The sequence below is a fragment of the Streptomyces sp. NBC_01591 genome, assembly GCF_035918155.1.
GTDB lineage: Bacteria > Actinomycetota > Actinomycetes > Streptomycetales > Streptomycetaceae > Streptomyces.
Genome location: NZ_CP109329.1, coordinates 88,924 through 103,282 on the forward strand (window position 1 = coordinate 88,924; position 14,359 = coordinate 103,282).

11 protein-coding genes and 3 CRISPR repeat arrays are annotated in these 14,359 nt (G+C 68.4%); of the genes, 5 read left to right on the forward strand and 6 right to left on the reverse strand.

What is annotated here, in order from left to right:
- The first annotated feature begins 440 nt into the window (after positions 1-440).
- The 3 genes from OG978_RS47765 (at position 441) to OG978_RS47775 (ending at position 4,143) form a co-directional block, all read left to right on the forward strand.
- Positions 441-1,559, forward strand: a complete 1,119-nt coding sequence (locus OG978_RS47765; protein ID WP_326771098.1) for a helix-turn-helix domain-containing protein — start codon at positions 441-443, stop codon at positions 1,557-1,559.
- Between the two features lie 12 nt (positions 1,560-1,571).
- Entirely contained in the window at positions 1,572-2,153 is a 582-nt protein-coding gene (locus OG978_RS47770) for an HD domain-containing protein (protein ID WP_326771099.1), read from the forward strand.
- 312 nt (positions 2,154-2,465) lie between these two features.
- Positions 2,466-2,921: direct repeats of the CRISPR family, unit length 29 nt; unit sequence CTGCTCCCCGCACCCGCGGGGATGGTCCC.
- 577 nt (positions 2,922-3,498) lie between these two features.
- A complete protein-coding gene (locus tag OG978_RS47775; protein WP_326770370.1) occupies positions 3,499-4,143 on the forward strand; it encodes a hypothetical protein in 645 nt (214 codons plus the stop codon).
- Between the two features lie 228 nt (positions 4,144-4,371).
- A CRISPR array of direct repeats spans positions 4,372-4,888; the repeat unit is 29 nt; unit sequence CTGCTCCCCGCACCCGCGGGGATGGTCCC.
- 108 nt (positions 4,889-4,996) lie between these two features.
- Here OG978_RS47775 and OG978_RS47780 read toward each other — a convergent pair.
- The 5 genes from OG978_RS47780 to OG978_RS47800 form a co-directional block, all read right to left on the reverse strand.
- Entirely contained in the window at positions 4,997-6,382 is a 1,386-nt protein-coding gene (locus OG978_RS47780) for a replicative DNA helicase (RefSeq protein WP_326771100.1), read from the reverse strand.
- 169 nt (positions 6,383-6,551) lie between these two features.
- Positions 6,552-7,694: a hypothetical protein gene (locus OG978_RS47785; protein WP_326771101.1), complete on the reverse strand. Its 1,143-nt coding sequence runs from the start codon at positions 7,692-7,694 to the stop codon at positions 6,552-6,554.
- A gap of 421 nt (positions 7,695-8,115) precedes the next feature.
- Entirely contained in the window at positions 8,116-8,382 is a 267-nt protein-coding gene (locus tag OG978_RS47790) for a helix-turn-helix domain-containing protein (protein ID WP_326771102.1), read from the reverse strand.
- Positions 8,383-8,560: 178 nt separating this feature from the next.
- On the reverse strand, positions 8,561-9,883 hold the full coding sequence (locus tag OG978_RS47795) for a ParB/RepB/Spo0J family partition protein (RefSeq protein WP_326771103.1): 1,323 nt from the start codon (positions 9,881-9,883) through the stop codon (positions 8,561-8,563).
- Positions 9,880-11,034: a ParA family protein gene (locus tag OG978_RS47800; RefSeq protein ID WP_072488727.1), complete on the reverse strand. Its 1,155-nt coding sequence runs from the start codon at positions 11,032-11,034 to the stop codon at positions 9,880-9,882. Before OG978_RS47800 ends, OG978_RS47795 begins: the two co-directional genes overlap by 4 nt.
- A 303-nt stretch (positions 11,035-11,337) precedes the next feature.
- A CRISPR array of direct repeats spans positions 11,338-11,791; the repeat unit is 25 nt; unit sequence CTGCTCCCCGCACCCGCGGGGATGG.
- Positions 11,792-12,493: 702 nt separating this feature from the next.
- On the opposite strand from OG978_RS47800, the gene OG978_RS47805 reads away from it, so the two are divergent.
- Positions 12,494-13,132: an HAD family hydrolase gene (locus OG978_RS47805; RefSeq protein WP_442817919.1), complete on the forward strand. Its 639-nt coding sequence runs from the start codon at positions 12,494-12,496 to the stop codon at positions 13,130-13,132.
- Positions 13,133-13,286: 154 nt separating this feature from the next.
- Here OG978_RS47805 and OG978_RS47810 read toward each other — a convergent pair whose 3' ends face one another.
- The gene (locus OG978_RS47810) at positions 13,287-13,418 is read right to left on the reverse strand and encodes a hypothetical protein (RefSeq protein ID WP_326771105.1); all 132 of its coding nucleotides are present in this window, start codon (positions 13,416-13,418) and stop codon (positions 13,287-13,289) included.
- Between the two features lie 6 nt (positions 13,419-13,424).
- Between OG978_RS47810 and OG978_RS47815 the strand changes: the two genes are divergently transcribed.
- Positions 13,425-14,348 (forward strand): transcriptional regulator, encoded by a 924-nt coding sequence (locus tag OG978_RS47815; protein WP_326771106.1) that lies wholly within the window; start codon positions 13,425-13,427, stop codon positions 14,346-14,348.
- The last annotated feature ends 11 nt before the right edge of the window (positions 14,349-14,359 follow it).

The window sequence follows — 14,359 nt, forward strand, 5'->3', positions numbered from 1 at the left end:
AAGCAGGTACAGGTGAGGCGCTCGACGACAACATCACCGACCCGAACCTCGGCCGGCCCGGGACAAAAACGGTGCCCCTCGCCCCACGAGCCCGCCGTACTGCTCCTGCACTCAGGAGAGATATAGGAGCCGCGCGACGCCTGCTGTGCGAGGACGGTCATTGGGACGCCTTCTTGCACCGCGGGCACCGGCAGGCCGGGTACACAAACTTCTCCTCCACAACCTCAACCGGAACGACTTCCGTCGTCGGACGACGAACACGCTTCCGGCCCTCCCGATCCACCTCGTACACCTTGATCGTCATCGTCACGACGACACCCCTTCCACTACCCTGAGTAGCCTGACCATCACTGCGACTACGACGGTACGGAGCAGGGACCGCCGCTTGAACTGACCACGGGTACGGGTGCCGGCCACGGTCGGCGGGCAAGGGGGATGCCATGGACACCGGATCACGCACCACCCTGACCGGCAGTCAGGGAACGCCGCCAAGGAGCCGCAGCGGCACAGTGTCCGGGTACGTCTTCCGCCTGATCCGTGAGCAGTTGGGCCACACGCAGGAAGGCCTCGCGGAGCGGGTTCGGGTCTCACCCGACACCGTCGCAGGATGGGAATCAGGACGCCGACCCCTGACAGCTGTCCACGTCGGGCAGATGCTCATGTACCGCCACCAGCTCTTGCAACTGGGCAGTGCGCCGGCCCTGCTCCTAGCCCTGGAGCGGGCTATGGAGGCAGACGTACTGCTGGCCGGTGTACTCAACGAGGGTGCAGCCGCTGACGACAGCCCGATCGGCGCATGGGTCATGCAGCGCGACCTGGTCGAGGTGCTGTCCTGGCCGCTCAGCGGCGTGACTCCGACACCGCTGAGAACGTTGCCCGACCCGCCGCGACCGCGCCGGGGTCCCGTACCGCGCGGGCCGGAGCTCCCCGCCGCCGACCGCAGGCGCTTCTTTTCCCGCATGCGTCTGACCGCGGAGCAGGCGCGCGGCAAGGAACGCTTCCTGTTGCGTCGCCAGGCCCTCTACCTGGCCGGGTACGACGATGCACCCGACACCTCGGAGTGGCTGGCCCAACAGCAGCGGACCGAGCGCCCGGACGGCTGGCTGACAAGCTGGCTCAACTCCCGCTCGGTCGCGGCCGTCGCCGCCAGGCAGGGCGACCGGGACCGGATGGGGCACTTCATCACCACGACGCTCGCCGACGACGACGCGGGCGAGGCAGCGAACCTCAACTACTGGGCGTACTGGATCGGAGAGGCACCGCACATCCAGCTGTCCGACGACTTCATCGCCGCCGCGAACCCAGGCCCGTGGCCCGGCGACAAGCTGATGCGCCACCTCGTACGAGGCATGACCCCGAACCATGGCTTCTTCGACCTGAACGTCCACACCCTCTGGGCCTTGCTCGCCGCCCGACCGAACCTGCCGCGCCCCGGAACCCCGATCGGGAACGAGCTACGCGCATCCCTCCCCGTGATGTTGGATAGCCGGGAGCTGTCGGCGCGAGCACGCCGGGAGCTGGAGGGCATCCGGTACGCAATCCGCCTTGCCGAGGCGTGAGAGGAGAGGGTCGTGGCTGACGACCTGTCCGCAGTGGGCCGCTTCCTGTACGAGGCGGGCACGCTCAAGCAGACGCGGCGCACCGGCTGGTGGATGGCTGGGGTCCGTGACCCCGAGAGCGTTGCCGAGCACTCATGGCGCACGTCGCTGATCGCCACGATCATCGCGAAGCTGGAGGGTGCCGACCCTGCCCGAGCGGCCTACCTCGCGGTCTGGCACGACACTCAGGAGAGCCGGACCGGGGACGTGAACTATCTCGGAAAGAAGTACGCGCCCGCCGGCGATCCGCAGGAGGTCACCGCCGATCAGACGGCCGGCATGCCCGAGGTCCTGGCCTCAGCGGTCCGTGACCTGGTCGCGGAGTACGAGGCGAAGGAATCACCGGAAGCGATCTGTGCCCGTGACGCGGACAAGCTGGAGTGCCTGCTCCAGGGCATCGAGTACAAGGCGCAGGGTTACGAGAACGCGCAGCGGTGGATCGACAACAGCCGCGGGCGGCTCGTTACCGAGACTGCGAACCGGCTGGCCGATGAGCTGCTGTCGCAGGGAACCATTGACTGGCTGCGCACCGCCCTGGGCGAGGGCAAGAAGTAACCCAGGCGCCCTCTTCCGCCGTCGGGCGGAAGGGGGCGTGGTTAATGAGCGGCGGCGGTCGGCAGGCAGCCTCGTCCACTTCAGCCGGGCCAACTTCGGCGCGCGGCCAATCTCTTGTTCCTTAAGAGATCGGGTTTCCGATCCGGGCATAGCCCCCTGAAAATGGGCAGGCAGACTCTACGATGGTCGCTTTGCACTACCGCCCCCTGATGCTTGAACAGAAGAGCAGAGAACGTTATGCCCTTTTTGCCGGACTCGGTGAAAGTGTGGGAAAACTGCGCACCTCCGCGATAAAGCCGCAGGTCGCGCAGTCTGCTCCCCGCACCCGCGGGGATGGTCCCAGGCCGGTGGACTTGGCGGCCATGCGGTCGTACTGCTCCCCGCACCCGCGGGGATGGTCCCGGAGAGCCGGGGTGGCCCGGCCACCGGTTCCCCTGCTCCCCGCACCCGCGGGGATGGTCCCGGAGAGCCGGGGTGGCCCGGCCACCGGTTCCCCTGCTCCCCGCACCCGCGGGGATGGTCCCCACAGCGTGAAGACCGAGCCGTAGCCGGTGGCCTGCTCCCCGCACCCGCGGGGATGGTCCCGAGAAGGTTGGACTGGACGCGGACGGAAACGCCTGCTCCCCGCGCCCGCGGGGATGGTCCCGGACAACCGCACCGTTTCTCCAGTGCTCAAGACTGCTCCCCGCACCCGCGGGGATGGTCCCAGGTACAGGATGATGCCCGCCTCCTTCAGGGTCTGCTCCCCGCACCCGCGGGGATGGTCCCTGACCTGTCGCACCGAACCTTGAGTAAATCTCACCAAAAACTGACGGATTACAGTTCGTCTCATCGAAGGTTAAGTGCGCAGGTCAGGGCGTTGCGGCAGCGGACCGCGTGCTTGCCTAGCCTCCGCGCCCGCGATCGGCTAGAGATCCACGCTGCCCCGCCGGCCTTTGTGCTCGTAGCGTTGGTGCGGCGGCAGTCGGCGAGCCGAACCATGGTGCGCTCGAGGGTCCCAGCGGTGGTGACCCGCTGGCTGTCGGCACACGACTGCAGCGCAACTGCAATGGGAACTAGGCGTTTTCACGCGCTGAGATCTGCGATTCTCCTCGTGACCTCTGGAAACGACGACAGGAAGGACGCGGGGATGAGCGGAAGCGGGGGCGGGGCGCTGTGGAATCCATACGGAGGAGGACAACCGCCGGGAGGACCGGGTTCGCCACCCGTGCCGCCAGGGGGCCCATGGCCGCCGGGTCCGGCGCGCCCGCTGACCTTCGGACGTCTCTTCAATCCGATCGCTGTGGGGCGTGTGGTGTTCACGCCGTCCCGGCCGGACCGTGTGAACGACCCGGTGGTGAAGAGGGTGCAGGTCTTGCGGACGGTCGTCGGCCTGGTCGCTGTCACGTGGATGCTGTTGTCCTACGGGCTGGCATCAGACGCCGACTCCGTACTGAACGACCGCTTCGGCCAGATCCGTACCACCCTCATTGTGCTGGGGGTGACGTTCCCGGTCGCCGTCGCCGCCTTCATCGCGGCGGCCCGCCCACCCAACCGGCGCCTGTTCTTGCGCCGCGCGGGTAAGCCCGCCGGGGCGCTGCTCGCGTTGGTCGTCACGCTCGCTGTGCCAAGACTGATCACGGGGCTGGGGTACGTGACCGAGGAAACGAACTGGACGGCGTCGGCAGGGCGGGTGGCGCTGCTGTTCGCCCTGGGGGCCTTCCTGTTGTGGCTCGCCCCCTTTGGCTTCTACGGCATCACGCAGTCACTCGTGCACGTCTTCCGGACAGCAGACCTCCACGAGACGGTTCCACCGCTGCTCGCGACGCTGCTCGTTTGGGAAGTCGCTCTCTTCGACGTATTCCGGGGTGCATACGACGGTGTGCCGTTCGGAGTGCGGGTGGCCTTCATCCTGGGAGCCCCGCTGACCGTCACCGCCGTGGCGATGTGGGAGCTGCGGCGGCTGCGTACGCGGCACGGCATCACCCTGCGTGCAGCACTGCTTCGCTGAACCGTCGCAACGTAGGTTGCCCTTTGGATCTGCTGCTCCCGACCGCCGTCCAACCCGTACGTGTGCAGTATCGGCGCGATCGTGCGGTCCGCTGCCGCAACGCCCTGACCTGCGTACTTAACCTTCGATGAGACGAACTGCAATCCGTCAGTCTTCGATGAGATTCGCTCAAGGTTCGGTGCGACAGGACAGTCCCGCCCGCGATCGGTCACAGTGATGCGCAGTCGGCTGCTCCCCGCACCCGCGGGGATGGTCCCGTGGCGAGGTCCATCACGATCGCGGGAAGCCGCTGCTCCCCGCACCCGTGGGGATGGTCCCATCACCAGAATGGTGGCGATTCCGGCGCCGATCTGCTCCCCGCACCCGCGGGGATGGTCCCTTCCACCGACCCGCGTCCTGACGGGGGAGTACCTGCTCCCCGCACCCGCGGGGATGGTCCCCGCTCCCCCATGTGCGACCTCCCCGTGTTGCACTGCTCCCCGCACCCGCGGGGATGGTCCCTCGCCCATGCCGGGACGCACTTCCTCGCCGTCCTGCTCCCCGCACCCGCGGGGATGGTCCCCACGCCGCATGCCAGGGCGCCGTATGGGTCCTCTGCTCCCCGCACCTGCGGGGATGGTCCCGAGTGGGACTCGACCCGGCCGTTCTCGGACGGCTGCTCCCCGCACCCGCGGGGATGGTCCCCCCGCTGCGTTCGCCGAGACCGTGCCCGCTCTCTGCTCCCCGCACCCGCGGGGATGGCCTCCCTGTACGAGGAGGCCCTGTGGCCCAGGCTCGCCCACGTCACCTCAGCCGGTGGTTGTTGTCCGCGGACAACAACCACCGGTTTGTTGTCCGCGGACAACAAACCGGCTCAGCGCGCCATCGAAGCCAGCCGCGCGAAGTGCCCCTGGAACGCCAGGTCCACGATGCGGCCGCTCGCGCCGTTCCTGTTCTTCGCGACAATCGCCTCCACCGTTCCCGCCTTGGGGCCGGTGTCCGTGCCGTCCTCGGCCAGTTCGCGATGGAGCAGGACGATGATGTTGGAGTCCTGCTCGATGGCGGACGACTCCTTGAAGTCGGACACCAGCGGTCTGCGTCCCACCGCGCCGCGGTTGAACTGGGCCAGGGCCACGATCGGCGTCCTGAACTCCATGGCGATCAGTTTCAGTCCGCGGCTGATCTCGGCAACCTCCTGCGCCCGGTTCCCGGCTCTCGTCCCCTCCGGTGTCAGCAGCTGCAGATAGTCGGCGACCACGAGGGCCGGGGCGTGGTCGCGGGATGCCATCCATCGCATCCGGGCGCGGATCTTCGACAGGGTGAGGTTCGCCGAGTCGTCGAGGACGAAGTTGTGTGCGTTGGCGAGCCGGTCGCCGACCTGGGCTATCCGGTTCCAGTCGTCCTCGGTCGTCCGGCGGCGGATGAGACGGTCGAGGGGGACGCCGGCCTCGGCAGCGGTGAGGCGGGCCATGAGTTCGCCGCCCCCCATCTCCATGCTGGCGACCAGCACGGGACGTTCTCTTCGCAGGGCGACGTGAGCGGCGAGGTTCATTCCGAAGAGTGACTTGCCTCCGGCCGTGGTGGCTCCCACGGTGACGAGCTGGCCGGGCTTCAGTTCGACGTACTCGTTGAGATCGGCCCATGGGGTGTCCAGTGACTCGGGGTCGGCACCCGCGTCGAGCTGGTCCAGGAAACCGGCCCAGCGGTCCGCAACGGACAGCAGTGGTTCGGCAGTTGACGTTCCCGCAGCCGCGGCCTGGAGCTCGGCCATCGCCGCCTCGACGACCTGGCCCGCCTCCTCCGTACCGGCGTGCGCGAGCTGAACCATACGTGTTCCTGCTTCGATCACCCGCCGCAGTGCTGCGCGTTCGCGCACGATCTCGGCGTAGTGCGCCGCATGGCCTGTGGTGGGCACGGTGTTGACCAGCGAATGCAGATAGGCCGGTCCGCCGACCCTGGCCAGGTCTCCGCGGCGCTGGAGTTCGGCAGCCAGCGTGATCGGGTCGATCCGCGGGATGGAGCTGCTCGCCGCGTACATGTCCAGCACTGCCCGGTAGATGGTCTCGTGGTGCGGCAGGTAGAAGTCCGCCGGGTCACCGAGGATCGCGTCGACTTCCTCGATCGCGCGCACCGACAGCATCAGGGCTCCGAGCACGGCCTGTTCGGCCGCGGTGTCCTGAGGGAGACCCCGCTGGGGGACGTCCTGTTGCAACGGGGTCCCGTCCCCGTGGGAAAGGCCTTGGAAGGGTTCGGCTGTCATGTGCGCGGGCTCCGTCGGATGCTGGCATACGGGTGCATGTGGGCCGGTTGGGTCAATTGCGCGGCGGTACGGATTCGATCACTGACCCCTTGTAAGCCTCCAGGAGGCCCCCTGGAGGGCTTTGAGGGGGCGTCATGACCGATCTCTCATCCGCACCTCCCGCAGGCCCTCAGGCGGGCGTGTGTGACTTTCCGGCTCTGCTGGGGTGGCATTCGGGGCACGGGCTCACCTGGAGCAGCCCATTGGAGTCGGTGCTGCTGCGCAGGCGGCTGACCTCGTCGCAGTCGAGATGGCGGCAGTACGGGGGAACCTCAGCCACCGGGGACTGGGCGTAGGCGTGGGCGGGCGGATCGGCCTGGGCGGGCACCGTTCGCGTGCGCCTGCGCCGGACGAGGTCCCGGATCCGGGTCTTCAGAGCCGCCTGGGGGTTGTGGGCCCCACCCGGGTTCTTCGTCAGTTCGGCAGCAAGGAAGTCGTCCAGCTCCCAGCCCTGGGCCGTAGCGCTTTCGACGAGCAGCGGTGCGTAGCGCTGTGCGGTCACCCTGCCCACGGCCCAGGGCCCCGGCAGTTCCTGAAGGAACTCCACCGCGGCGGCCAGCTGTTCCGGCGTTGCTGCCACAGCCCCCTCCTCCGCCGCCCGCGCAGCGGCGTCACGGTCGGAAGCGAGTTCCGGGAGAGGCGTGAGGGGGCTGGGGGAGGAGGTATCCACCTCCTCCGGGGGGGGTACGGGGGGGAAACCGCCATTGGAGGCACATGGTGCGACCTGCGGTTTTGCCTGGTCAGCCAGGTCTGGTGAATCACCACACCCGGTCATTGGAGGCACATGGTGCGACCTGCGGTTTTCTGTTTTGTCCACACCGGTCTTCGACCACACCCGGTCATTGGAGGCATGTGGTGCGACCTGCGGTTTTGTGGAAGCGGCAGGTACGACCTCGATCTGTTCCTGAGGGGGTTTCGGCCGCTTGGAGATCTCGTAGCGCATGCCCGCGATCTGCCCCCCTTCGCCGCGCAGCCGGTAGGCGCGGATGTACCCGGCCTTGCGGATCAGGGCGAGCTCACGGCGTACGGCGTCCTCGCCCAGGGGCCGGCCGTTGGCGCTCTTCCACCCGAGAGCGCGGAACCAACCGACGAGCTCGTCGACGCCGAATTCCTCACCGGCGGGCAGGAACCAGATGGCCTGGAGCACCGCGATGGTCATCGGCTGCCAGCCATGACCGAAGAACGTCTCGTCCGTGATGGTGACTGACGGCTCGGGCTCGACGGCCCGTGCCCATGTCTCCCTGGGGCCCTGGGGAGACCGTGCGGGGCTCACAGCTCCACCTCCGTGGCGAGAAGGCGGGCGGGACAAGCAGGCGCCGTGAGACAGGGCCTGCTGGGAGGGAGAGGTCCCGCGGCCGGGGCGCGATGAGGGCGGTACACGTACATGAGGGTGGTTCTCCCCTGGATATGGGGGAGTCGCAGAAGCGCTGTGACCAGTTCCGCAGAACTCTGTTTCCGGGCCCTCATGGCTTCCGGGAGTCGAGTCGCTTATTCTGTCCGATAGGTGACCACGGGGGCACAGCCCACGGGGAACACCCGGCGCGGTCACCGCGCTGCTTACGACTCAGGTTTTGGATAGGGCCTATGGAGTCGTACTGCTGGGAAGCCGTTCCTGTTGTGGCGACAGGGGCGGCTTCAGCTTTTACGGGGGTTGTTGAGGCACGGGTCTCGTCTTCCTTCCGGTGCGTTGCGCGCTAGTCGGCCAACGACGCGGCGAAGTCAGGGGCTACGGTCGGATGCTTTTCGGCCAGCCCTCGCATCAGCCGGGCATACGCCTTGCGGCGTACCCCCCGCGGCTCCGACTGACCGTTCTCCCAGCGCAGTACCGCTAAGGGAGTCACATTCAGCACCTCCGCGACCTGTGCCTGCGTGAGCTGGTCCGCCTTGCGCAGGCTGGCGCGCAGATGTGGCGGAGGAAGGTCGGCCGGACGCCTCAGCAGCGCGTCGACTGCCTGCAGCATGTCGGTCATTGATAGTCCCGTCCGTCAACATGAAAGAGATAGAAAACGATAGGTGGGACCGTAGCGTTTCAGAGGGACGAAGGAAGGGCAATCAGCGGCGTGTCGCTGTGACTTCCTGCGGCCCCGGTGGGTGTGAGCCGGCGGTACGAGCCCCTCAGCGACACACCCACCAGGCAGGTCATACGTAGGAGCGAAGCTCTCCGAGCAACTGCGAGAGCTCGTCCGGTGTCAGACCGGCCGCGAGGGTACGGGCCTGTTCCCTCGCCGACGTCCCGAGCTGTCGCACCAGGAGGCGGCTTCGTCCGTCCCCGGAACCCTGGCCCCCGTCCTCCGCTGCGGCCGCGTGCGTGTTGTCCGCGGACAACACGGCGGTGTGGGCGGGGACATCTCCGGGCTGCGGTGCCGACGGGGTGGGGGAGTGGCCGGCGCTGCCGGGAGCCTTGAGTTTGTTGTCCGCGGACAACACGGCGGCCGCACCCGCGGGCGGGGGAGGCGTGGCAGAGCCGGACGCAGCCGCTGCCGATTCCTCCTGCAGCGTGTTGTCCGCGGACAACACGCGACCCGGCGTCACGCTGTCCAGCGGTTTGTTGTCCGCGGACAACAAACCGTCCGGCAGCCCGCCGGTGCCTGCTGCTGGTGCCTCGTCAGGCGTGGCGGTGCTCGCCGTGCCCGCATCGTCCTGGGGAGGCTGAGGAGCGGGTACCTGCCTCTGCTGCCTGGCCTGCTGAAGTAGAGCCTTCTCCTCGTCACGGACCCGGGCCTCCTGCTCCCGGGTGTCCTTCAAGTAGGAGAGCAGCGATGCCCCGTCCAGCCCCGGTTCGTCCTTCAGCCGGCGCGCGAGCAGCCTGCCGTCACGCTCGGGCAGCGAACCCCGGCTGAGCATCGTCTGCAGTTCATCGGGCAGCTCCAGGAGAGCGAGCTGGTTGGTCACCCACGAACGGTCGCGCCCCAGGCGCTTGGCCGCACGTGTCCGCGCGCCCTTCTCCGACTCCTCGCTGCACACCCGGACGAGCTCCAGCACACCGCGGGCCCGCTCGACGACATCGAAGTCCTCGCGCTCCAGGTTCTCCTTGAGGAGATGGTCGACGAACTCCTCGCGAGAGGCCGCCAGATCGTCGCGTACGACGAAGTCCAGCACGTCGAGCGCCACGTGCAGGGCGCTGCGGTAGCGGCGCTCACCGTTGACCAGCACAAAGGCGGAGCTGCCGATCGTGTCCTCGTGCTCGGGCCAGAGCCTGAGGTAGGCATCCCGGGACACAGCCACGCAGGCGGCGAGCTGAGCGGTACGCAGCTCCTCTCCGAAGCGCGTCAGGTCTTCGTCCGAACCGAAGTTGCGCCGCGGATTGAGCGGAGTGGGCGAGACCTCGGCAAGACGCAGGCGCTGGAGCTCGTACGCCGGGACGTCTCCCTGGACAAGGGCCTTGGCGCGGCCGCGGGCACTGCGGCCGCGCGGCACGCTGCCGAAGGACGAACCCGTGCCGAGCCGGTCGGCGACGCTCATGAAGTGATCCTCCGGGCGACGGTGCGCATGACCTCGGACTGCTCACAGTCCGGCGCATAGCTGAGCAGGGGCTGCTTGACGCGCACAGCCTCGCGCTGTTCCTTGAGCTCGGGCATGACCCCCGCGACGGGCGGGTCCCCGATCTCCTTCCAGCTGTTGAGCGAGGAGGTCGCGATGTAGCCCTTGCGGCTGTCGTACATGTTGACGATGAAGCCGAGCATCGAGATCTCGACGTCCATGTCGGCGCTCAGATCCTGGATCTGGTCGTAGAGCATGTCGTAGGCATCCGCGGAGGAGTCCTCGGCCAGCACGGGGATGAAGATGCCGGACGTACCCGGCTCCTCACCCTCGCGCGTGCGGCAGTAGTACAGAGCGGTGTCCATGGAGTACCCGAGGCTCGGCGGGCAGTCGACCACGATGTAGTCGAACTTCTGCTCCAGCGGCTCCAGGGCCTTCTCCAGAGCCGTCTCCTTCACCCGTACGAAACGGCTGGTCGCGAGCTTCGCGTCGAGGAGGAAGGCGTCCTTGCACGCAGGCAGCATGAACAGCCGGCCTCCGAAGACACCCTCCTCTATCGGGACGAGCAGGCTGCGCAGTTCGTCCTTGGCCTCACCGAGCATGTACTTGGCGAGGCTCGGCTCGTCGATGTCGAACAGGTCGTAGCCGAGCTGCTTGGTGAGGTGGCCCTGCGGGTCGAAGTCGATGAGCAGAACGCGGTTCCCGGCCTCGGCGAGGGCCTGGGCCACCCCGGAAGAGGTAGCGGTCTTGCCCACACCGCCCTTCTGGTTGCCGAAGATGATCCGACGCGCTCCGGTCCGGCGGGCCGGGCGGCGGGGAGAGGGGTGCGTGTCGAGCCAGAGCCGGATCGACTGCGCGATCCCTTGATTGAAGGGGATGCCCCGCTGCTTGCAGTCCTCCTTGAACTCCCCGTAGAGGCCGGCGGGGAGATAGGTGGCGAACGAGGTCCCTCCGGTGGTGTCTACGAGGGCGCGCTCGGAGGCATCCGTACGCCAGGCCTGAACACCCTCGGTCACGGCGTCCTTGATATCGACGCCGAACTCGGCTGCTCTGACCTTGAGTTCCTGGCGGAGGGCCACTGGCAGCTTGGCGACTACCTTTTCCCGGTCATCGGGGGAGTATGGAACGGTCATGGGGCTACCTTACTCACCCTGGTGGTCGTTTTGGTGCATCTGGGGGAGGGGAGTTGGGGGCGTGTCGCGCGGAAGGGGGTCGGGGGGAGGGGGAGTGACGTGGCACCAAGGGGCGCATCCGAGAGTGGCGCCGTGGGTGGCTGTGGCTCGTGACTACCCTTGGGTGGTGGAGTTGAGGGCTGCGTGTTTCCGTCGGCGGTGGCGGCGCATTTGTAAGAAAGATCGGTTTTAGGCTTGATGTCGGATTCGCTGAAACTACTTCAAAAGCGCCTCAGCTGAGGGAAGAACGGCAGGTCAGGAAGTCTGCTCCCCGCACCCGCGGGGATGGCCCTGGCAGCCGCGGCGGCGAGGGCCTCCTCGATGACTGCTCCCCGCACCCGCGGGGATGGCCCCGTTCTCTTGAGCCACGGGTCTACCCGTGCCCCCTGCTCCCCGCACCCGCGGGGATGGCCCCGCCCACCGCTCGGCGCCTGGGGTGTTCAGGACCTGCTCCCCGCACCCGCGGGGATGGCCCCTGGCGGGCGACGAAGGTCACGGGCAGGTCCCACTGCTCCCCGCACCCGCGGGGATGGCCCCAGGAGCGGCGGACGCTTCGGCCGGTGGCAACGCTGCTCCCCGCACCCGCGGGGATGGCCCCCCTGACCGTGGGCACGTCCAGCCCGGCTTTCTGCTGCTCCCCGCACCCGCGGGGATGGCCCTGCGTGGCCACCGGCTTGCACGGCGCTGCCGTCCTGCTCCCCGCACCCGCGGGGATGGTCCCACCTGGGGCATCGGCCTGCGAGGTGACGGCCATTGCTCCCCGACCCGCAGGGACGGTCCCCGGTGGCGCGGCTACGAGGATGGCGAGGCGTCCTGCTCCCCGCACCTGTGGGGATGGTCCCAGGGCCGTGTAGTCGATGGTCTGGAACTTCGTCTGCTCCCCGCGCCTACGGGGATGGTCCCGACCCATGCGACGCGATCACCGGAGCCGCCGGCTGCTCCCCGTGCCCGCGGGGATGGTCCCTACGCCATCGACCACTACAAGGTCGTGCCCGCCTGCTCCCCGCACCTGCGGGGATGGTCCCGCCTACGACAGCCGCCGGGGAAAGCTGGTCAACTGCTCCCCGCGCCCGCGGGGATGGTCCCCACCACGCCCCCTGTTCCGGCTGCGGCCGGGCGGGAGGATTCGCGCGTTCAGGGGGCAGGCGCCGTCGTCCTTGGCTGGGTGCCGGACGATCCGCTTCAGCGCCTGCTTGACTTCGTACCGGACTGCCCTGCCGATGTGGCGTGGGTGGTGGTCGCCGCCTGTACCCGGGCTGCTGCCTTCGCCAGTCGGTTTCCTGCTGCTCAGCTCATGTTGCGCGTTCGAGTTCGACAGTTTCATCTGTCAGTTCGATTGCCGCGGTCGGATGTTACTGGCTGATTCCAGCCGCCCCTGCGGTGTCACACACCCGGCTACCGCTCGTAGGCTCGCCGAGTGATTGAGACGATCGTGTTCGACATCGGTGAGACCCTCGTCCGCGACGACCGGTACTGGGCCTCCTGGGCCGACTGGCTGGGCGTCCCCAGGCACACCCTCTCCGCACTTGTCGGTGCAGTAACCGCCCAGGGCCTCGACAATGCAGAAGCCCTTCGCCTTCTCCGCCCCGGCATCGATATCGCGGCCGAGTACGCCGCTCGCGAGGCCGCCGGCCGGGGTGAGCGTCTCGACGAGACCGACCTGTACGACGATGTGCGTCCCGCACTCACGGCGCTGCGGGAGCTCGGCGTCCGGGTCGTCATCGCGGGCAACCAGACGGTTCGCGCGGGGGAGCTGCTCCGGGATCTGGGTCTGCCCGCGGACTCCATTGCTACCTCCGGGGAGTGGGGTTGCGCCAAGCCGTCGCCCGACTTCTTCGCCCGAGTCCTCGGCGCTTCTCAGGCCCTGGCCCGGGACACCGTCTACGTCGGTGACCACCCGATGAACGACACCTTCCCGGCAGCGCGGGCCGACTTGCGGACCGTGCACCTTCGCCGTGGGCCGTGGGGGCACTTGTGGGCGGCCGACCCGCAGGTACGGGAGACAGCGGACTGGGTGGTCGATTCGCTCATGGACCTGCCCGCGATCGTCAACGAGTAGCAGACAATTCCGAATTCGTACCCGCACAGTGACGGCGCGAGTACGGTCGGATCGTGCCCGCCGACTCCCCGTGCGAGGTCGGTGAACGCATCGCCGCCCGCCGCCGCGCCCGCCGCCTCACCCAGACCGGTCTCGCTACTGCCTCCCACGTCTCCTACGCCACCATCCGGTCCGTCGTGGTGCACGGCGGCCGAGCGACGATGTGCTCGAAGCGATCGCTGCCGCCCTTGAGGTGGATGCCACGCAGCTGCGTACGGGGTACGTCGGCACCGAGCGACGCGTCCATCGCGCGTTGCCGGAGCTGTCTGCGGTGATCGCCGGGTACGACATTCCGCAGGGACCTCCGACTCGTGCGCCGGACGAGCTCGCGGATGCGATCAACACGGCCGTGGGCTGGAGACTCGCAGCCCAGTACGGCCGGATCGCGGCAAGCATCCCCGACCTTCTGTGCGACGCCATTCGGTACGCCCACACCGCACGTGGCGCCGAGCAGCAGGCCGCTGCCCGGATGCTGGCCGCTGCTGCTCGGGCAGCGGACGCGATTGCCTTCAAGTACGGCGAGCGCGACCTGTCCGCCAGGCTGGTCGACTTGATGCGCTGGGCAGCTGACCGCGCTGCGGATCCTCTCGTCCAGGCTGCCACGGCGTACGTACGGACCGAAGTCTTCTTCGCAGCTCGCGCCCACCACGTCGGCCTCGCCGCATTGGAGCAGGCGATCGAGGATGCTCCCGCGCCGTCGTCCCGCTCCGAAGCCGCTGCCCGCGGCACCCTCCATATGCGGGCCGCCGTGATCGCCGGACGCGACGCGAACGTAGGCTCTGCCGACAATCACCTGAAGCACGCCCGGCAACTCGGCGATCAAGTCGCGCGCGAGGGCGTCTACCTGGGCACGGTGTTTGGCCCGGACTCGGTCCGTATCCACGAAGTGTCCGTTGCTGTCAGCCTTGGCCGTGACCATGTCGACCGCGCCCTGCGCGTAGCCACCGAGTGGAAGCCGCCCGCCGATCTGCCGGCCGAGCGCCGCAGCGGCTTCTACATCGAGTTGGCCCGCGCGCAGGAATGGGCCGGACTTCAGGCAGATGCGTTCGAGAGCCTCAAGGTGGCCCGCGCAGCAGCCCCGCAGCACACCCGCGAGCACCCGTGGGCTCGTGAAGTCGCCGGCAGGCTGCGACGGTTGTCGGCGGCGGCTGAACTTGGACCCACTCTGGCCGGTTGAAATCTGACCCA